This window comes from Sinorhizobium sp. 6-70 (assembly GCF_030124375.1).
In the GTDB taxonomy this organism is placed as follows: domain Bacteria; phylum Pseudomonadota; class Alphaproteobacteria; order Rhizobiales; family Rhizobiaceae; genus Sinorhizobium.
On the sequence record NZ_JASKLS010000002.1, the window covers coordinates 1 to 19,593 of the forward strand.

The 19,593-nt window shown below is 61.2% G+C and carries 11 protein-coding genes and 2 pseudogenes; 8 read left to right on the forward strand and 5 right to left on the reverse strand.

The features are described 5' to 3' along the window. Positions 1–225 precede the first annotated feature (225 nt). Positions 226–1,119: a LysR family transcriptional regulator gene (locus QN222_RS03910; RefSeq protein WP_283961119.1), complete on the reverse strand. Its 894-nt coding sequence runs from the start codon at positions 1,117–1,119 to the stop codon at positions 226–228. 100 nt (positions 1,120–1,219) lie between these two features. Between QN222_RS03910 and QN222_RS03915 the strand changes: the two genes are divergently transcribed. Continuing rightward, a complete protein-coding gene (locus QN222_RS03915) occupies positions 1,220–2,635 on the forward strand; it encodes an aldehyde dehydrogenase family protein (RefSeq protein WP_283961118.1) in 1,416 nt (471 codons plus the stop codon). A 231-nt stretch (positions 2,636–2,866) separates the two neighbouring features. On the opposite strand, the gene QN222_RS03920 is transcribed toward QN222_RS03915, so the two are convergent. After that, positions 2,867–3,256, reverse strand: coding sequence for a cupin domain-containing protein (locus tag QN222_RS03920; RefSeq protein ID WP_283961117.1), 390 nt, complete (start codon positions 3,254–3,256; stop codon positions 2,867–2,869). A gap of 168 nt (positions 3,257–3,424) precedes the next feature. Beyond that, a complete protein-coding gene (locus QN222_RS03925; protein ID WP_283961116.1) occupies positions 3,425–3,808 on the reverse strand; it encodes a VOC family protein in 384 nt (127 codons plus the stop codon). A gap of 717 nt (positions 3,809–4,525) precedes the next feature. Here QN222_RS03925 and QN222_RS03930 point away from each other — a divergent pair. From QN222_RS03930 to QN222_RS03950, 5 genes and pseudogenes are all read left to right on the forward strand, one after another. Then, entirely contained in the window at positions 4,526–4,969 is a 444-nt protein-coding gene (locus tag QN222_RS03930; RefSeq protein WP_283961115.1) for an Rrf2 family transcriptional regulator, read from the forward strand. A gap of 77 nt (positions 4,970–5,046) precedes the next feature. Then, entirely contained in the window at positions 5,047–5,928 is an 882-nt protein-coding gene (locus QN222_RS03935) for an NAD(P)/FAD-dependent oxidoreductase (protein ID WP_283961114.1), read from the forward strand. Positions 5,929–6,127: 199 nt separating this feature from the next. Further along, positions 6,128–7,063 carry an MBL fold metallo-hydrolase gene (locus tag QN222_RS03940; protein WP_283961113.1) on the forward strand — a complete coding sequence of 312 codons (936 nt, stop codon included), beginning with the start codon at positions 6,128–6,130 and terminating at the stop codon, positions 7,061–7,063. A gap of 263 nt (positions 7,064–7,326) precedes the next feature. Next, positions 7,327–7,655: pseudogene (locus QN222_RS03945) on the forward strand (DUF1016 N-terminal domain-containing protein). Between the two features lie 505 nt (positions 7,656–8,160). After that, positions 8,161–9,009 carry an ABC transporter substrate-binding protein gene (locus QN222_RS03950; protein ID WP_283961111.1) on the forward strand — a complete coding sequence of 283 codons (849 nt, stop codon included), beginning with the start codon at positions 8,161–8,163 and terminating at the stop codon, positions 9,007–9,009. Positions 9,010–9,025: 16 nt separating this feature from the next. Here the strand turns inward: QN222_RS03950 and QN222_RS03955 are convergent, their stop codons facing one another. Further along, complete coding sequence (locus tag QN222_RS03955; RefSeq protein ID WP_283961110.1) at positions 9,026–10,771, reverse strand: adenylate/guanylate cyclase domain-containing protein; 1,746 nt, start codon at positions 10,769–10,771, stop codon at positions 9,026–9,028. A 354-nt stretch (positions 10,772–11,125) separates the two neighbouring features. Between QN222_RS03955 and QN222_RS03960 the strand changes: the two are divergent. Beyond that, positions 11,126–11,227: pseudogene (locus QN222_RS03960) on the forward strand (GNAT family N-acetyltransferase); the annotation flags it as partial. Between the two features lie 585 nt (positions 11,228–11,812). Here QN222_RS03960 and QN222_RS03965 read toward each other — a convergent pair. Further along, on the reverse strand, positions 11,813–15,202 hold the full coding sequence (locus QN222_RS03965) for an AAA family ATPase (RefSeq protein ID WP_284005253.1): 3,390 nt from the start codon (positions 15,200–15,202) through the stop codon (positions 11,813–11,815). A 668-nt stretch (positions 15,203–15,870) separates the two neighbouring features. Between QN222_RS03965 and QN222_RS03970 the strand changes: the two genes are divergently transcribed. Next, the gene (locus QN222_RS03970) at positions 15,871–19,218 is read left to right on the forward strand and encodes an adenylate/guanylate cyclase domain-containing protein (protein ID WP_283961108.1); all 3,348 of its coding nucleotides are present in this window, start codon (positions 15,871–15,873) and stop codon (positions 19,216–19,218) included. The last annotated feature ends 375 nt before the right edge of the window (positions 19,219–19,593 follow it).

Here is a 19,593-nt window from a genome sequence, read left to right on the forward strand (position 1 = left end):
AGGATGCGCTGGAACTAGCGGAGCATACAGAGATTTGAGCGAGTGCGGTCCCGCAACCAGCGGGGCCGTGCCTCTTGGGGAAAATGTTCCTGGTTCTTGGAGTTCGATCGAGCGGCTATGCGCCTTCTTCCCAGCCGCCGATCGGTCCGAGAGGCGCCCCCCAAACTGGTCGTGCATTCATTCGGGTTGTCAAAACAGGCGAGCCAACCCCTTTGGCGTTCATCCTTACCCGGTTATTTCGTGAATGAGGTCGATGAGCGCGCGCAGCCGAGCCGGAATATGCCTCCGGCCGGCGAAATAGAGGCAAAGGCCCGGATAGGCCGGCGTCCAGTCGCCGAGCACCTCCAGCAGGCGCCCGTCACGCAGATGCTCGGCGACCGAAAACTCGGACACATAGGCGAGGCCGGCACCGCCGAGCGCCGCGTCGACCATCAGGCCGCTTTCGTCGAGCGTCAGGATGCCGGGCGCATCGATCGTCATGCTTTCCCCGCGCCGCTCGAATTCCCAGTGATAGAGCTTGCCGCTTGCCATACGCGCGCGGATGCATCGGTGGCGCGCCAGATCGGTCGGCACGACGGGCGGCGGATGATCAGCGAAATAGGCGGGCGAGCCGACCACGATCGAGCGGATCGAAGGGATGATCGGGATCGCGATCATGTCGGGCGGAACGGCTTCGGCGATCCGGATGCCGGCATCGAAGCCCTGGCCCATGACGTCGACCAGGGCGCCCTCGGTGGCGATCTCCAGCTCGACCCTGGGATAACGCCGGCCATATTCGAGGATGAGCGGCCGCAGCAGCATCCGGGCGGCGCCGAGCGAAGTGTTGAGCCGGAGCGTGCCGGTCGGTTCGCCGCCATGCTCGCCCGCGGTTTCCACGGCTGCATCGATGGCGGCCAGTGCGGGCGTCACCTGGGCGAGGAACTGCTCACCCGCAGCGGTCAGCGCCACGCTCCGCGTCGTACGATTGAAGAGCCGGACGCCAATGCGCGCTTCGAGCCCGGCAATGGCGTGGCTGACGGCTGAGCTGGTCAATCCGAGCTCGCGTGCGGCCGAGCGGAAGCCACCGCTGCGGGCAACCGTCGCGACCGCCTCAAGCTCGATCATGCTCGCTTTGGGCATTGAATAATTTTTCTCACCAGACTGTGCAGGATTGAGTAGCTTATCAGATCAAGTGTGCCGGCGTATATCCCTGTTCCAACGTATCGACGGAGCACCCCCAATGCGTGACATCGACACCATCTACATCAACGGCGCTTTCGTGACACCCCATGGACAGGAGCGAGCGCTTCTCTTCAATCCCTCGACTGAGGAGCAGATCGGAACCGTCCGTCTGGGTGACGAGCAGGACGTGGACGTAGCGGTCGCGGCAGCCAAGCGCGCCTTCCCTGCCTTTTCGCGCACGACCAAGGCCGAGCGCATCGCGATGCTGGAGCGGCTGGCGGCGGCCGTGACCGCCCGGGCCGGCGATCTCACCGCGGCGATGGCCGAGGAATATGGCGCGCCGGTCATTTTCACCGACTTCTCCGTGCCGCACGCTGCGTCGGTCTTCCTCGCCATGGCGAAGACGCTCGACGAATATGAATTCCGCCGGACCATCGGGCGCGCCGAAGTCGAGATGAAGCCGGCAGGGGTCGCGGTCGCGATCACCCCGTGGAACAGCAATATCGGTTTCATCGCTTCGAAGCTCGCCACCGCAATCGCAGCCGGGACGACGATCGTCATCAAGCCCTCGGAAATGAGCGCGATCCAGACGCAGGTGTTGACCGAATGCCTGCATGCGGCCGGCCTGCCCGTCGGTGTGTTCAGCATCGTCAACGGCACCGGCGCCGTGGTGGGCGCGGCGCTCAGCGCTAATCCCGACATCGCCAAGATCAGCTTCACCGGCTCCACCACGACCGGTCGCGCGATCCTCGCGGCCGCCGCGCAGCGCCTGGCGCGCGTGACGCTGGAGCTGGGCGGCAAAAGCCCCTCGATCATCCTCGACGACGCGGATCTCGACACCGTCATCCCGCAGGCGTTGACGACCGGCTTCATGAACAGCGGACAGGCCTGCGTCGCGGGCACGCGGCTGCTGGTCCCGGCTACGCGCATGGAAGGGGTCGCCGAGCGCATCAAGGCGGCGGTCGTTGGGCTGAAGGTGGGGGCGCCGACCGATCCTGAAGCGATGATCGGCCCGATGGTGAGCCGGAAGCAGTGGGATCGTGTCCAGTCCTATATCCGCCTCGGCCAAGAGGAAGGCGCGACCTTGCTGGCCGGGGGCGAAGGCCGTCCGGAGGGCCTCGCCCAGGGCTGGTTCGTGCGGCCGACTGTCTTCAGCGGCGTGAGCAACCGGATGCGCATCGCGCGCGAGGAGATATTCGGCCCCGTCCTGTGCCTGATCCCCTACCGCGACGAGGCGGAGGCGATCGCAATCGCCAACGACACCGATTACGGCCTTTCGAGCTATGTCTTCGGCGCCGACACCAAGCGCGCGCGGCGGATCGCCGAGCAGTTGGAAGCGGGCCGCGTCGTTATCAACGGCGCACCGCACGAGCCGCTCGCGCCGTTCGGTGGTTTCAAACAGTCGGGGATCGGCCGGGAATTTGGCGTGTTCGGGCTCGAGTCCTTCCTCGAACCGCGTGCTGTCCTGATCTGAGGGCGGCGGATAGTGGGGCCGGCGCGCGAATGCTCGCCCGCCCCGATACGCATCGGATCTGTGACCCCCGGGCTGCGTGAAAGTCGGGGCACGCCAATGGCTGCTGTCGTCGATCCCGATCCTGAAAGCCGCTGGGCCACTTGCGGCCTCTCAGTGGCATCTCAAAGTTCTACACCGCAAATTCTATGAGTATAAAAACGCCTATGGTGCTAGGTGGTGATGCGGGGCCGTCTAGTCGAGGTCGGTCTGGATCCAATGCGGCGAATGGTGGACGTCTATAGTCTGTAAGCGCCCTGGTCCGAGATTTTCGAACCGGTGTGGGGTGCCAGCCGGGCCAAACACAACCTGACCGGCAGTCGCGTCGAGAACGGTGTCTCCAACGAAAAAGCGGGCCCGCCCCTCGATCACGACAAACACCTCATCATAGGGATGCACGTGAAGACGTGGGCCTTCGCCAGTGCGGTTAGTGCCGTAAGCGAGCACGGTCACCGGTGCTCCGAGTGCGTCACCCGGCAAAGAGCCACGCCAGGGACCTTCAGCACCTGGATCAAAAAGCGTTGCCTGAGCAGGCGCGCTGCCGCTTGGCCTGACCGAATTGACGTCGAAATCTTTGCGCGTCATGTCATCTCTCGCGAATTGTCCATCTCTGTGTCTCGCAGTTCAGTATGAAGCCCGCCGGCGTATCCAGGGCCGCAACCGAATTGCCCTGCATCGCGGTTCCAATCTCCGGAAATCTGGCGCAGCAAAGTGCGCTACGTGATCGTCCCTTCCTTACGTCGGTGGAGCCGCTCATGCGCTGTTCAGATGGAGGATGTTGCCGTCAGGATCCTTGAACCAGACCATCTTAAACCCGTTCGCATCGTGGAGCCCGTCCTTGTATGACACGCCCTCCATCTCATAGCGCTCGAACGTCACACCCTTGGAACCCAAGTCGGCAACGATGGCGTCGATGTCTGGTCCGCAGTCCCACACCACGGCATTGGCCTTGTTGGTGCCAGCAAATTCCGAAGGGTAGACGACGAGATACGTCGCACCCGTCTTGTAGACCAGCACGCCTTCCATGCCTTCGTCGTTGAGTTCAAGCCCCAGTATATCACTGTAGAAACGCCTCGCCCGATCGATGTCGCTCACCGCGACAATGGCCGAGGAAGACTTGTCGTTGAGTGCGTTCATGGAATGTCTCCTTGATTGACGTCCAAAGGACGCATGACCTGCTTCGGTTCCGACACCGAAGAGGCAGGTCTCGGCAAATATGCAGAAAGTCACACAAACAAACGAGGCTGCATCGGAGATGCCAAATGTCCGCTATTCGCCTCCCGGCCCCGAAAGCTGACGGTCAACTTACGGCCCCGAACACGACGCTAGAGGTCTCGATTGGCAACAACCGCTGCTGGCGCACTTTACTCGTTCCATGGACGGGTCGAACGGCAAAGTTCGCCCCTGAGACGATCGGAAGCCGCCAACATGACGCGGTGCTCCGCCCTCCGCGTGCCCCCCAAATGAGAATTCCGCGTGCCACGAGGTCGTTGATGTCGCGCAGTGCGGTGTCCGGTGAGGTCTGCGTTAGTTTGGCCCGCTTGGATGATCCTCAACGCCCTCGAGAGTCGATTAAGGACCTTGCGCTGACCCCCAGAAGCGCGCCTTGCGGAGCACATTGGCGAGAATTTTTTCCGCCCCGTCAAAGGCGCGATTGAGACAGCCAAGAAACCACAGAATCCAGCCGGTGAAGGCGAAAGGCCGCGAACCTGACGCAAGCGGACGTCGGCACAGCGGATCGACCAACCGCAAACCTGCCTCCAATTTTGAGCTCGAAGATCGTCGCCTAGACGCAGCCTTTTAGACGTCCAGAAAACCTTGCTCTCTGCGATAAATCGTAATAATTGAAGTTACATGAAACACGATAGTCGCCTCTCTTCAGTCCTCCATGCGCTCCTTCACATGGCCGAGCGCGAAGGCTCCATGACTTCGGAAGCGCTGGCGCAGTGCATGAACACCAATCCCGTCGTCGTGCGCCGCACGATGGGACTCCTGCGACAGGCAGGACTCGTCGCCTCCGCACGCGGGCCTGCCGGGGGCTGGACCATCACCGCCGATCTCGGCACCGTCACACTGCGCCAATTGCATGAGGTGTTGGGAGAGCCTGCCATCTTCGCCATCGGCAACCGGAACGAAACGCCGGATTGTCTCGTCGAGCAATCGGTGAACGCCGCGCTCGACGCCGCCTTCGCAGACGCAGAAGCGCTTCTGCTCGACCGTTTTGCCCATGTCACCCTGGCCGACCTCGCCGCCGACTTTGCCCGTCGGCACGCAGAGCGGCGCGCCAGATCACGATGATTCTAATAGTTGAGAGCGGGATGCGGGCGGAAAACCGCAAACCGTTTTCCTCATCCCGCGCGAGAAAGGAACAATCCATGCAGCATGACGTGATCATCGTCGGCGGCAGCTACGCCGGAATGGCCGCCGCCCTCCAGCTTCTGCGCGCCCGTCGCACGGTCCTGGTGATCGACGCGGGGCTCCGGCGCAACCGCTTCGCCAGCCATTCCCACGGATTTCTCGGGCAGGACGGCGTGGACCCGGCCGAAATTGCCGCGAAGGCGCGAGCGCAACTCTTCGCCTATCCGACGCTGACATGGATCGACGGCCGCGCAGAAGCCGCCAAGGGGGTCAAGGACGCCTTCAGCATCACGACCGCGGATGGCAACCGGCATGACGCGCGGCGGCTGCTGTTTGCCGTCGGCGTGACCGACCGTCTGCCTGAGATCGACGGCATGGCGGAACGCTGGGGGAGAAGCATTTTTCATTGCCCCTATTGCCACGGCTACGAACTGGAACGGGGTCGGATCGGGGTGATCGCGACGGGGCCGATGTCGGTGCATCAAGCGCAGCTCATTCCCGAATGGGGCGAGGTGACCTTTTTCACCAATGGTGCGCTGACGCTCGACGACGATGCCCGCGCCGACCTGAACTCACGGGGCGTCACGATAGAGGATAGGCCGATCGGGCGGATCGACGGCCATGCCGAGGTGCTTCTTGCGGACGGACGGGCCTTCTCGTTTGCCGGGCTCTTTACTGCTTCGCGCAACGCCCCTGCGACGCCGATCGCCGGAACGCTCGGTTGCGAGATCGAAGAAACACCATTCGGCACGCAGATCCGCACCGACGCCACGAAGGAAACCACGGTCTCCGGCGCTTTCGCCTGTGGCGACGCGGCGCGAATGCCCCATTCGGTCTCGCTCGCCGTCGCCGACGGAGCCTGGGCGGGCGCGCAGTTGCATCGTTCGCTGGTCTTTTGACAAAAGTCGACCCTGGAGTAAGCGGCAGTTCGGGACCCTTTGTTGACGATGCACGGCGCCCCGATGCGACCGCCATTTTCGGGAAGTCGACTGCGCATCCCTCGCCTTGATGGAAGCAGCACTGCAGACCCCGATGGGGTCCAGATTGCGCATTCCTCTCCTGTGACACGCAGACTGAACACCGTCCAGGACGAGTTTTTTGTTACATCGCCATCGGCTGATTGCTGCCTGCCTGAGTGAAGGATATCTTGAAGCATCCGCATATGGCGAGTTACTGAAAAGAATGAATGACGCGCAAGATTTTCAGCACTCTCGACTGCAGCGCATTCCAGTCGATGACGATTGGTTCGACGTTCTGAAGATCTTCGACCATCTGTTCGCAATTTCCGAGCCTCGTCATTACGAGCACACCGTCATTTATCTGGTGCTCGGCAGCGACCGTGCCGTGCTGATCGACACCGGCTGCGGTATTGGAAACCTGCGCCGCGTTGTAGAGCAACTGACCACACTTCCGATCACCGTCGTCAACACACATTCTCATCTGGACCATCTCGGCAGCAACCAGCAGTTTGCAGAGATTTTCATGTTCGATCATCCGCGCTCGCGCGATATATCGCGCTACGGCGCTCCACCTGAAGTCTTGCTGTGGGAGCTTCATAGGCAAGAGCTCGTGATACCGCCCTGGCCGCATGGCTTTCAGGGGGGAGCACTCCCGCCCTTCAATGTATCGCGGTGGCTCAAGCATGATGATGTTGTGGAGCGTGGCGGTCTTCGCTTGAGGGTACTGCATACGCCCGGCGAAGCGCCGGATCACATCTGCCTGCTCGATCAAACGCATCGAATCTTATTTAGCGGCGATATCCTGTTAAATGGCCCGGTATGGTCCCACCTGGATGGTGGCGATGTCGGCCAATTGTATCAGAGCTACGAGTTTCTGATGCGCCACTACGATGAGTTTGACCTTATCATGCCGAGCCATAATGCGCCGTGCCAGCACAAAGATCTTTTGCCGGTCGCATTGGCCGCATCGAAAGACGTGCTTTCCGGGAAAGCGCAAACCCAAGCCGGAATTGACCCGTGGGGCCGACATTACAAGAGGTATGATTTCAATAGGATATCGATCCTTTCAAAGTAGGCGCACTCTTTCGCTTCAGATCATGAACAAGATGTGGAATCAAACCACCGGCGCTGCCATTTTGCGGTCACACCTTCCTGAGATTCGAACCGGAGGTCCGTTTAGGAAACTGTCGAGTCTCCGGGAATGGTCAATCGCCGGGCTTCGGGAGAATTGAATGAAGCTTTTTTGGGCTGCAGCTGGGTAATGACTCGCCTTATGACGACTCTTGTCCCTGCACCAGATAGTAGTTACACCTCCTTACTTCAGAGCTGAAGGAACGAATCCGAGCCGCCCGGCTCAAGGCGGCTGTTGCCGTCAACCGAGAGCCGATCCTCCTCTATTGGAGCATCGGCCGCGACATCCTCGCCCGCCAGACGCGGAGGGATGGGGAGCTCGCGTGATCGATCGGCTGGCAGCAGACCTTCGACGCGATTTTCCCGAAATGACGGGCCTTTCGCCTCGAAACCTCAAATATATGCGTGCCTTTGCTGAGGCATTCCCTGACGAAGAAATCGTGCAACAGCTTGTTGCACACTTGCCCTGGGGCCATAACGTCTTGTGCCAGGCGGGATCAAGGGCAATGGCTTGGCGAGGGAAAACGGGTCGATGATGAAGCGGCCAAGGCCGCTGAAGCCGGCGTGCGCTTGGTCCCATTCAGCGAATTGCTCTTCAGCTTCCGCTCTCGACCCGTTCCGGAATTTCGGGTCGAGTGCACTACGCCGGAAGTCGGTCCCATTGCAGACGTTCCCGGACCGACTTCCCTCCTAAAGCCCGACATTGAATGCGACCAACTCTCATGACCCGATTCGGACCTCCTAATGGGCGAGATCACCGGTCTCAATGAGGTTTCACCCGCTGGGACAGACATGGACAAAGCTGCCGACCGATGCCACTAATACACGAGCTGTGGCTCTCGATCACGCTAACCTACCAGGGCCCGTCATGGGCGAGGGTTACCCGGCGAGGTGAACAGGATGCGGCGGCGTGAGGTTCTCGTCTTTCTCGGTAGTAGTGTCGCGTTTTGTCGCGTCGCCCCGGCTGGAGAACAAAGCCGTGTCCGTCGAATCGGCTTGTTAATGGCCAGCGCGGAGAGTGATCCAGACGGCCAAGACCGCATGAAAGCATTCCGAGATGCTCTCCAAGATTTAGGCTGGGTGGAGGGTCGCAATCTCCAACTTGATCGACGTTGGGCGGCAGGTAGCGTGGACCGTTTCCGGACGTATGCGGCTGAATTGGTCGCGCTGGCACCGGACCTAGTGCTTGGTGATGCGACACCATCTGTCGCCGCACTCCTCCGTGAGACAAAGACTATTCCAATCGTATTCTGCAGGGTTGGTGACCCGGTCGGATCGGGGTTTGTGGAAAGTTTGGCCCGACCCGGCGGGAACGTGACCGGCTTCACCGCCTTCGAGGCCTCCATGGGCCCGAAGTGGTTGGAACTCCTGAAGGACGCTTCGCCGGGTCTTGCACACGTTGCCCTCCTCTTCAATCCGAAGACAGCTCCACACGTCGAGTCGTTGTTCTTGCGCTCGATCGAGGCCGCTGCGCCTTCTCTCGGGATTGCCGCTGTGCCCGCACGTGTGCAGAGCAGCGCTGCGATTGAAGATGCGATCCGCGCCATCGGCCAAACGAACGGTGGGCTGGCTGCAATGCCGGATACGTTTTTGGTGGATCATCGTAGGCTCATCATCAAAATGGCCGCACAGCACCATGTGCCTGCGATATACACGAACCGGGTTTTTGCTGCTGAAGGCGGTCTCCTATCCTACGGATTTGATGTGCCTGACATGTATCGACGAGCTGCGTCTTATGCTGACCGGCTTCTGCGCGGCGCTCGTCCGAGTGAACTCCCAGTCCAGGCGCCCACTAGGTTTCAGCTCGTGATCAATCTCAAGACTGCGAATGCCCTTGGGCTCACAATTCCGCCGACACTCCTTGCTCGTGCCGATGAGGTGATCGAATGAGACAGCAGGGCAGGTCCTAGGCGGCCGAAGGCCGCTTGTCGAAGGATATGCCGAACACGGGCAGTTCCTCGTCATAACCCTTAAGAAGACGCGAACCGAGCGAGATCAAGGGGCGCTTGTCCCCCACGGTCTCCGCTACCTTCGCATCCATCAAGATCTCGCCGTCAGGAGCCGACGCGCACAGCCGGGCAGCCAGATTCACAACATTACCGATGGCCGTGTACTCGAACCGACTCTCATATCCAATCCGTCCAACTGTCGCCAGGCCCATCGCCATGCCCACTCCAAATCCAACTCGGTGGCCGCGCGCTCGCCAGCTGATGATGAGTTCCTGCACGCTCCTCTGCATCTCCACTGCCAAATCCACCGCCCGGAGCGCCGGCTCCCCAACCGGAACGGGCGCGTTAACGAGCACCATAAGGCCATCGCCCGAGAAGCTCGTGAGCGTCGCGGCATAGTCAGTGATGATCCTTCCGAGCGCTTGGTAGTACTCGGCGAGCACGCCGATGACCTCCTCAGGCGTGGCTCTTGCCGAGAAGGCAGTGAAGCCGCGCAAATCGCAGAACACCGCAACCACCTCGGCACGCCGGCCCTCCAGCACATCGTCGTCGCCTGTGCGGTCGACGAGCTCGGCGACCTGCGGCGCAAGAAACCGCTTGAGCTTAGCAATGCGCTCCTGGCGTTCCTGTGAGACGGCAAGTTCGGCGGCCATGGTGTTGAAACTGTCGGCGAGCAGCTGGAACTCGTCGCCCGTTCTGATTTCGATGCGGTGGTCGAACTGCCTGGCGCCAATGCGCTCGGTGCCTCGCTGGAGCAATTGGATCGGTTGGGTCATCCGGCGTGCCAAGGCGAAGGCGAGTAGGCCAGCAAGGATGCCGCCGGCCAGGAGAAGGCCTCCGGTCCGCCACAGGGCGGCATAGATAGGCCCAAAGGCCTCGGAGAGAAGCTGCTCGACGACGACCGTCCAGTCAGGTCCGGCCACCGGTGCGGCTGCGGCGGCGATGGCATTACCCTGGGCATCTTGAGCCGTTGCGACTGCCGCACCAGCGCGTACGACCGCCTCTCGGATCATCCGGAATGGTCTCAGCGTAGCCTCGTCCGCTCCCCGCAGGACAAGGCTGATGTCCGGGTGGGCAACGAGCCGGCCTGGGCCATCCAGTACAAAGGCGTAGCCTGTCTCGCCGACCTTGATGGCCGAAATCACGTCCCAGATCAGCTTCAGGTTGACCTCGGCAACAACGATTCCGACGGTCGGGCGATTCCCGGCGAGCGCGAGCGTCAGGTACGGCTCGGACCCGCGGTAGTATCTGACCTCGCCATACCAAATCCGCGCAGCACGAGCTCCCGCCACAGGCGCCTCACCGGAGCGATCCGTCCGGCTCTCGGTCCGGTTCAGACCAATTTGCGAGACGTACAGTCGCTCTCGTCCGGCATTGTCGACAAGTGTGAGACTGACAATGGCAGGTACCTGGTGGAGAAGGCGTAGGGTATCGATGCGTCGCTGCTCGTCCGGCTCCTCGCTCCAGGGGAACTGCACGAGCCAGCCGAGCTGATTGGTGATGCTTTCGAGAAATCCCTGGATTTTGGCGGAGGCTGACCTCGCCTCGATGCCGAGCAATTGGTCGAGTCTGGCGCGCTGGTCGCGATAACCGAACCAAGCCTCACTGGCGCCGTTGGCAGCGAGCGGAAGGACCACGGCGAGAAATAACACGACGAAGTACTTTTGGAACAGACCTCGGAATCGCGGACGCAGACCACTCATGGCCTGGCGCCCTTCAGCAGATCCGAATGATGCAATGCCTTTTCACACACCAACATCTCGCCACGAAGCGCCTGATGACGTCCGCACCTGGTACACGTCACATGTCGGCCTGCCATTTTGCTCGTACTACCAGCAATTATTGTAACCGTAGCATTTGCGAGATGTCGGGAACTCGGCACGACTGCGGATCGCAACATAAATAGCAGTCTGGCTGCTTCCGCACTTCGGACAACGGGTATTGGAAATCATCACCACCCTGCTTAGCACGGAAGAAAAATAGCACCATCCGATGTTGAACGCGAGTTGGTCGCATCCCACTGGCCGCGACCAGACCCCGCAGTGGGGGTGGCGAACCGGCGTGAGGGCTTCCATGAGAGCGGCCGTATACCAAGCGGCTTCCTTCACAATGGCAAGGAGATCGATGAGATCATGATGGCACGTCGCATCAGCGGCTGAAACGCGAAGCATCGTCACAGCAGGTTGATGTTTTCGCTCGGGGAACGGCAGCAACGGGTCGTCTCCTGCCGCGGGGCGAATCTCGGCTTCAGAGCAACGGTCGGAACGTCTGCAATTTGGCGTTTCGTGCTTGTACCTATCGGCGAGGCAGACGGCAAAGAACCACCCAATTTTCGAGTTCAGCGCGCCATCACAGAAGTTGTGAATGGGCTCGTTCGCGACCTCAATCCCAACAGGTTGAACGTATGCAATCGCCAATTCTGCCGAGCAGCTTGGCGCCCCCATGTCGGTCGTAGAGCTCAGCTTTGTCACTTCCCGTAAGTAGACATTGCCCGCGACGAAGCCGCAGCTCGGTTGCGGACTTCCAGACATTCGGATTCGCGATTGGTACGGACGCGTTCGACCCGAAGCGGTAGTTCGCTCAGTGAGCAGAACCGCTAGCTTGACCCCGGATCGGACGTTCAGGGGCTCTAATTCGTTTCCGGAAAGCGGACGGCTACTGAACGGTAACATTCCATCACACACACCCTTGCCGTCCCACGTGCTGTCAGCGCCGCCTAGGGTGAAACATTGCGACTCGGCTGACTAGTCGGATGACTTGGTCGTGCCGTTGAAACCGGCTGTCTCACGAAGCACCCGCTGAGCCGATTGCAGATCCGATGTCGCCAATCCCTCGGTAAATTTGTCGCAGAGTGGCGCAAGCAGATGATGAGCGTCGCCGAACCGGTTCTGCACGATCCATAGCCGTGCCAGGCTTGTCGCCGCGCGCAACTCCCACAAGCCAGCGCTTTGCCCTCGCGCCAGTTCGGCCGCTTGCTGGAGTTGTACTTCCACCTCGGCACGATCAAACGCGGGCAGCGTAAGCATCAGCTCGCCCGTCAACCGATGCAATTCCGCCTCGAACCACCGCTCGCCGGTTTCGCGCGCTCGGACCAGCGCGTCGGTCAGCAAATCCAAGCCCCGCCTTGCTCCCCCGGCATGGGTTTCGACGCTTGCGAGCAAGCTCAAAAAGAATGGAACCAGGAATCTCGCTCCAGTCATCTGCCACGACGCCAAGCCTTCTCGAACCTGCGTGATGGCCGCCGGTAATTCACCCATCTCTGCCAGCGTCCAGCCTCGAACGATCGTGCCTGCGCCGAGGAAGTGCGGAGAGCCCTGCGCTCTTGCGAGCGTGATCAGTGAATCCGCCCGATCTCGGGCTTCTCGCCAGTCGCCGCGAAGCTGCGACAGGATGCAGCCGTAAAGCAGCGCGTAACCGAGTGTGTTGCGGTGGGAAAGTTCCCTTGCGTCCGCCAATGCCTCATTGCTCCTGGCTTGGGCCTGCTCGGGATAACCAAGGGCGAAAAGGGTCCAGGAGAGGACCGACAGTCCCGCCACCCGAGGGTCCTGGGCGAACAGGAACGCGAGGGAGCGGTGTTGCTGCGGGTCATAAAGGGCGAGCGACCGTTCCAGATATTCACGGGCAGTAGCGATCTCGCCGCGAAGGAAGGCATCGGTTCCCACGATGCGGTTGCCGACGGTCTCACCGGATACCTCCCGTTCTTCCTGCGCGCGCCGGAGCAGTTCCTCTCCCGCTTTCCTCCCCGCCTCCAGTTCAGCGCGCACGACATGGAAGACCCACTCCCCGTAGAGGACAGGGAAGAGCCTGCTTTTATTCCCCATCCGCTCGCATAATTCGCGTGCTCGCGCGTTGGCCCGGCCGACCTCTGGCGCTGCCCAACCCTTGGCGGTCATCAGGGCGACGCTCAGAGCGACCTGCAATTCGAGTTCCTGCCCCCATCGTGCAGCATCATCAGGCAGTCCTTCAAGCAGCTCCAGCCCTCTTGTCAGATGGGTAATCGCTTCGGCCGTTGCGGAGCGCGCAATCTCTGCTTGCCCGGCCCTGAGCCAGTAATTAACCGCAGGTTCTAGCCGCCCCGCCTCCGCATAGTGCTGGGCTAGAAGTTCGGGCTGCGTCTGAACCGTTTCGGGGAAGCGTTGCTCGATCGCTGTGGCAATCGCCGCGTGCAACCGTTGTCGTTTCGTGCGCACAAGAGTCGCATAGGCGGCGTCGCGTACGAGCGCGTGCTTGAAGCTGTAGCTCACCTGCGGCGGAGTCCCGTGCCGGAATACCAATCCCGACGCAATGAGGTCGCCCAGTGCTTCCTCTACCTCGCTCGTCTGCAAAGGGGCGGCGGTCACGAGCAACTCATGCGAGAATTCTCGACCGATTGCGGCCGCCACCTGCGCTACCTCCCTGGCGGGCGCAAGTCGGTCGAGCCGGGCCAATAGCGACTCCTGAAGCGTAGCTGGAATTGCGATTGCCGACAGCGGGCTCGCGAGAGCGTAGTGATCACCCTCGTCTTTAAGCAAGTTGGTCTCCAAAAGCGCCCGCGTCAGCTCTTCCACGAAGAGCGGTACGCCATCTGTCTTTCCGACGATCACGTTGAGCACTTCGGTGGGCAGAGCCCTGCCGCCGGTCAGGCCCTTGACCATATCTGCGCCTTGCCGACGGCTCAAACGACCAAGCGTCAATGCTGTGACGTGGGGATAGCGTATCCACGGTGAGAGAAACTCGGAGCGGAATGTGATGAGCACCAGCACTGCCGATTCTTGCACGCGGTCAACAACAAGATCCAGCAGCTCGAGCGAAGTGGGATCTGCCCAATGCACGTCCTCGTATACTGCCAGGACCGGCCGATGTGCCGCGAGCCCGATGAGCTGATCGACGAGTACCTCCAGCGTCCGCTTCTTCTGCCGGTGCGGGCTTAACTCCAACGGCCGATAGCGATCGTCCGCTGGAACCGATAGCAACGCCGCGAGCAGCGGGGCCGCGTCGGCGACGTCTTCGGTCGACTGCGTGAGCAGCGCTTCGAGCTTGCTCAGTTTCACTTCGGGGGGATCCTCCGCCGCGAAGCCGGCTGCCCGCTCCAGAAGGCGGATAACGGGATGAAGCGGACTGGTCTGATGATAGGGCGAGCAGTAGTGACTTACAGTAGTATGCGGCTCGCCTTCCAGACGCCGCCGCAGGGCACGAACGAGGCGCGACTTGCCGATGCCGGGCTCGCCCGCTAGCAACACCACGCGGCCTTCCCCTTCCTTGACTGCTTCCCAGCGCTTCAGCAGGAGTCCGATCTCGTGCTCGCGACCGACGAGCGAGGTCAGGCTCGCCCCGTGCAGGGCTTCGAAACGGCTTTCCGCGGAGCTTTCACCGAGCACGCGCCAAGCGGGTACGGAAGCAGTAAAGCCCTTCAACGGGCGGAAGCCGAGCTCGGCGAGATCGAACAGGCCACGGATCAGCTGCCGGGTGGTGGATGCCACAACCACAGTTCCGGGCTCGGCGACACCTTGCAGTCGTGCCGCTAAATTGGGCGTCTGGCCGATTGCCGTCTCCTCACGCGCTGCACCTTCGCCAATCAGTTCGCCGACAACAACCAGGCCGGTCGCGATGCCGACGCGAGCTTGCAGCGTCTCCCCATGCGGTGGCTGCAGGTTCCGCACTGCGTCGATGGCCGCAAGCCCCGCTCGCACCGCTCGTTCGGCCTCATCCTCGTGAGCGCGCGGATAGCCAAAATAAGCGAGCACGCCATCGCCCATGTACTTAGCAATGTGGCCCTCGAATCGCGCGATAGCACCCGCCACCGCACCCTGATAGCCTCGCAGCAGTTCGCCCATCTCCTCTGGATCGAGTCGTGAGGAAAGCCTGGTCGAGTCGACAAGGTCGACGAACATCACGGTGAGCTGGCGGCGCTCCGCCTCCGGCAGGATTGAAGATGTCCCGCCAACCCCGGCTGAGCCGCTCGGCTGTTGAGCGACCTCTCGCAGTGCGGCGATGGCAGCAAGCAGTTTACGACGGTGCCCTACTGAAGCAACGCCAAGCCCAATCAGGTCCTCGGCCGTAAGATCTCTTAGGACTTCAGGATCGATGTCGTTTTGGCGGAACGTTTCTTGGTACTGTCCCAGCCCTTGATCGCGCAGCCAGGCACCGACGTCCATGGCTCCTCCTCCATCTACTCGGAGTCCAAGGTTCTTCAGCATACTCCACAAGTCTCTAAGCCGCACGACCCCAAGCAAAGAGGAACGCATGGACTGCGTCGTTCGACGGCGGGTTGAAATGGCCAACTGTGAGTCCGATGCTCGCGCGTCTATCGAGCGCGCGGCTGGTCCGAGGTGACCTTCTGGGGCGTTCGGGCATGGGGCGCGCGGCCAACGATGGATCAAGGCGTGTGGTTGGACTTTATCGATGGGATGCACCGGACGATCGATTCACGCCGTAGCAGTGAAGGTCCGGTGCAAATCAGTGCCTGGAACGGCTGCTCATGGCGCAACGTGTTCATTCTGGCAGACCAGCCGAACCGCAACTTTCCGCGCAATGCGGTCGCTCGTAGATACGGGCCGGAATTCCGGTGCCGGCCCTTCGCAGACCTTCCATCGGACCTGAGGCTAAGGCAAACTTCTGACCCAAACGGGCCGTTCCCGAACGCCTCCGGTCGCCCAGAGGAACCGGCCCCAAAGACTATCGGTCAGGCAGCACCGGTAGATGGCAGCACCTTCCATGGACGGAAGTGTTTTCGGTTTTCTTCGCCGTCTCCTTGTATTGTGCTGCGCGAGCCGCAGCGATGCTGTATGTTATTACCTTGAGGGTCGTTCTGGGAGGGGCGACGGTGAACGTCGGGTCATGGCTCGAGAGCTTGGGCTTTGGGCAGTATGCCGCAGCCTTCGACAGCAATGCCATCGACGCCGAGATGCTGCCGAAGCTCACGGCAGAAGACCTTAAAGAAATCGGCGTCAGCGCTCTCGCACACAGAAAGAAAATTCTCGAAGCAATCGCTGCACTCGGCGGTGGCCAGGCGACTGCATCCGTCATCAATCCCCCCCACCGACCGACGCCGACCCGCCCGCGCGAAGCCGAGAGACGCCAACTCACGGTAATGTTCGCCGATCTCGTCGGGTCGACAGGTCTGTCCACCCAGCTCGACCCGGAGGAAATGGGTGCATTACTGCGCCAGTTCCAAAACACAATAGCCGGCGAAGTTGTGCGTTTCGACGGATATGTCGCCAAACTGATGGGAGACGGCGTCTTAGCATATTTCGGCTGGCCGCAGGCGCATGAGGAAGATGCCGAACGCGCCGTCCGAGCAGGGCTGGCAGTCGTCGATTCCATCAAGGCGCTGTCTGAGAAGGACGGTCAGCAACTTTCTGTCCGCATCGGCATAGCGACTGGCCTGGTGGTCGTCGGGGATCTGGTCGGCGCGGGTGCCGCGCAGGAGAACGCTGTGGTCGGCGAAACACCAAATCTCGCTGCCCGCCTGCAGAAATTGGCCGAGCCGAACACGGTGGTGATTTCGGAGCTCACGTGTCGGCTGATCGGGAAGCTTTTTGAAGTGAAGCGAATCCGGCCGCAGAAGCTGCCGGGTTTCGAGACCCCCACCAGTTCGTACGTCGTCCTTGGGGAGGGCCGGGCTGAAGGCCGCTTCGAGGCTCTCCACTCCGGCGGTACAGCGCCGTTGGTGGGCCGCGATCTCGATATTGCACTGCTGATTGAACGATGGACCCTTTCTGCTTCCGGTGAAGGCCAAGTCGTCGAACTGTTCGGGGAGGCAGGAATAGGCAAGTCGCGAATTCTTCAGGAACTGCGCGAGCGGCTGAAACAGGAAGCCGTCACCTATTTGCGCTACTTCTGCTCGCCTTACCACGCGCAGAGCGCGCTTCATCCCGTCGCCGACCAGCTGCTCAGGGCCGCACGCATCGACCGAACCGACCCGCCGGACAAGCAGCTGGCATACCTGGAGGAGGTGCTTGCGGCGACGCGAGACCCGCAGGAGGCAATCCCCTTGATTGCGTCTCTGCTCTCAATCCCCACCGGTGACCGATACCCGAAGCTTGACCTGATGCCGCAGGTGCAAAAACGACGCACTTTCGAGGTGTTGATCGAACAACTTGAAGCACTGGCGAGGACCAAGCCGGTTCTCATGCTGCTTGAGGACGCCCACTATCTTGATCCGGTTTCGGCCGAACTGTTCGATATCATTGTCGATCGTATTCAACGGCTGCCCGTCATGCTGATCACCACGTCGCGTCCGGAAAGATCTCCTCGCTGGAATGGTTTCCCCCACGCCACGCTGCTGACGTTGAACCGCTTGAGCCGCTCCCAAGCGGCCTCAATCGTCACCGCGATGACTGGAGGAAAGCAGCTGCCGATATCCATGCTTGACCAAGTCCTCTCCAAGACAGAAGGCGTGCCGCTTTTTATAGAGGAGTTAACGAAGGTCGTAGTGGAATCAGGCCTGCTCAAGGAGAGCGGCCCGGATTACGTGTTGTCCGGGCCGTTGCCCCCACTTGCCGTCCCGGCGACACTGCACGACTCCTTGATGGCACGCCTCGACCGGCTCGCCTCCGTCAGGGAGGTTGCCCAGGTTGGCGCGGTCATGGGGCGGGAATTCAGTCACGAGCTGTTGGCATTGGCCGCCGGAATGGCGGAAGCCGAATTGGAGCGGGCGACGGAACAACTTGTCAATGCAGGCCTCGTGTTCCGCCGTGGAGGCGAAGGCCAAGTCACGTATGCATTTAAGCATGCTCTGGTGCGGGACGCGGCTTACGGGAGCCTGCTCTTGAGCAGGCGGCAGCAGCTGCATGCCCGCATTGCCCAGATCCTGGAAGACCGTTTCCCGGAGACGGTCGCCGCTGAACCGGAGTTGCTCGCCTATCATTTCAGCCAGGCTTCCCTCATCGAGAAGGCCGTTGAATACCACGAGCAGGCCGGACGGCGGGCACTGTCGCGTTCTGCCTTGTCGGAGGCCCTCCTGCGCTTTGAGAATGCATTGAATGGACTGGCTTCACTTCCGCCTTCTCGGCAGCGCTCGCGCCGCGAGCTTTCCCTGCAACTGGCCCTGGGCAGCGCACAAGTGGCGGCGCATGGGTTTGCAGCGCCGGAAACGGGGGCTACCTACGCAAGGGCAAAGGATCTGTGCGAGGAGTTGGGCGAAGTGCGGGAGGCGTTTCCGGTCCTCTACGGCCTTTGTTTGTACCATCTATACGCCGCCGAACTGACTGAGGCCCGTCGCGCCACCGACAGGCTGCTGGAGCTCGCCCGCAGCAGTAACGACCGGGGACTTTCCTTCTTCGCACACAGGGCCGCCGGGGTGAGCGCCGTTCCAGCCGGCGAATTTGTGCGTGCCCGTGCTCACTTGAAGGAAGCGCTGGCACTCTATGACCCGCAGGAGGATCGGTCGCCCGCATTCGTGTATGCCTTCGACCCGCGTGTCGTATGCCTGGATTATTTGGCGCGCACGCTGTTGGCACTCGGCTCGCCCGATCAGGCGCTTGCCACCAATGATGAGGCGGTGGCCGAAGCAAGAAGCATGGGGCACCGCAACAGTCTCGCCTTACCGCTGTTCTTCGGCGGTGTGATCCGCCAGATCATTGGCGACCGGGAAGCTGTGAAGCTTCGTGCCGCCGAACTATTCCAAATATCAGGAGAGGCAGGATTCCGGTTTTGGCAGGCGGGCGCGACAATCCTCCAGGCGTGGGTGGCCGCGGAGGATGGCGACATGCATTGTGCCCGGACGGAGTTGGAGAGGGGCATCGGCGGGTGGCTGGCCACCGGGGCGCGGTATATGTGCCCATACTTCGCGGCTCTTCGTGCTCAGATCGAAATGAAAGCCGAAAACCCAGAAGCGGCTCTCCGATTGCTCGAGGAAGCCGAGGAAATGATCGAGCGAACCAACGAGCGTTGGTTCGCGGCCGAAGTGTTCCGCCTTCAAGGGGAGGCGATCCTTTTAATCGGATCCGAGAAGGGAAAGGTGGCTACCGAACGCTTCCGCGACGCGCTGGCAACAGCGCGTGCACAGGGCGCACGGTTTTGGGAGCTTCGTGCAGCGATAGGACTGGCTCGCGCCGACCCTGAAGCGGATGCACGGGAAGACCTTGCCGAGATTTTGTCGAGCTTCACCGAAGGAGCAGGGTTACCGGATCTGCAAACCGCTCAAAAGCTCGTGGCAACGTTGGGGTAGTCAACATCCAGGGAGGATGTGATGTCGGAGATAGATGCCCGTGCGATTGTAAGAGCAGGTTCGCACTTCAGAAGAGTTCTTCCAGGAGCGGATCATTGCCGCCGTACAAGCCCTGCGCAGCGATGATCTTCAAAGAGTGGCGATCATGATCGAAGCTCTTGCCTCCGCGCGAAAAGACGCAGCCGGTTAGGCACGCAGTCCGGCGCAGTCTCTCTAGTTCCACACGATAGATTATGCAATAATTGTGTGCAGGGGCTATTTAGTAATGCGACAGTTGGGCCAGTTAGAGATGCGACACTCTCGCCTCTCGACGCGCTGGTCAAACGTCAACGTTGGGAGCAGGATCGCTACCTCCCGCCTAGTGCAGCATCGTCA

Coding starts and splice junctions, on each gene's coding strand:
- QN222_RS03910 (WP_283961119.1), bottom strand. CDS start 1,119: ATGCCCAAAGCGAGCATGATCGAGCTTGAGGCGGTCGCGACGGTTGCC.
- QN222_RS03915 (WP_283961118.1), top strand. CDS start 1,220: ATGCGTGACATCGACACCATCTACATCAACGGCGCTTTCGTGACACCC.
- QN222_RS03920 (WP_283961117.1), bottom strand. CDS start 3,256: ATGACGCGCAAAGATTTCGACGTCAATTCGGTCAGGCCAAGCGGCAGC.
- QN222_RS03925 (WP_283961116.1), bottom strand. CDS start 3,808: ATGAACGCACTCAACGACAAGTCTTCCTCGGCCATTGTCGCGGTGAGC.
- QN222_RS03930 (WP_283961115.1), top strand. CDS start 4,526: ATGAAACACGATAGTCGCCTCTCTTCAGTCCTCCATGCGCTCCTTCAC.
- QN222_RS03935 (WP_283961114.1), top strand. CDS start 5,047: ATGCAGCATGACGTGATCATCGTCGGCGGCAGCTACGCCGGAATGGCC.
- QN222_RS03950 (WP_283961111.1), top strand. CDS start 8,161: ATGAAAGCATTCCGAGATGCTCTCCAAGATTTAGGCTGGGTGGAGGGT.
- QN222_RS03955 (WP_283961110.1), bottom strand. CDS start 10,771: ATGAGTGGTCTGCGTCCGCGATTCCGAGGTCTGTTCCAAAAGTACTTC.
- QN222_RS03965 (WP_284005253.1), bottom strand. CDS start 15,202: ATGGACGTCGGTGCCTGGCTGCGCGATCAAGGGCTGGGACAGTACCAA.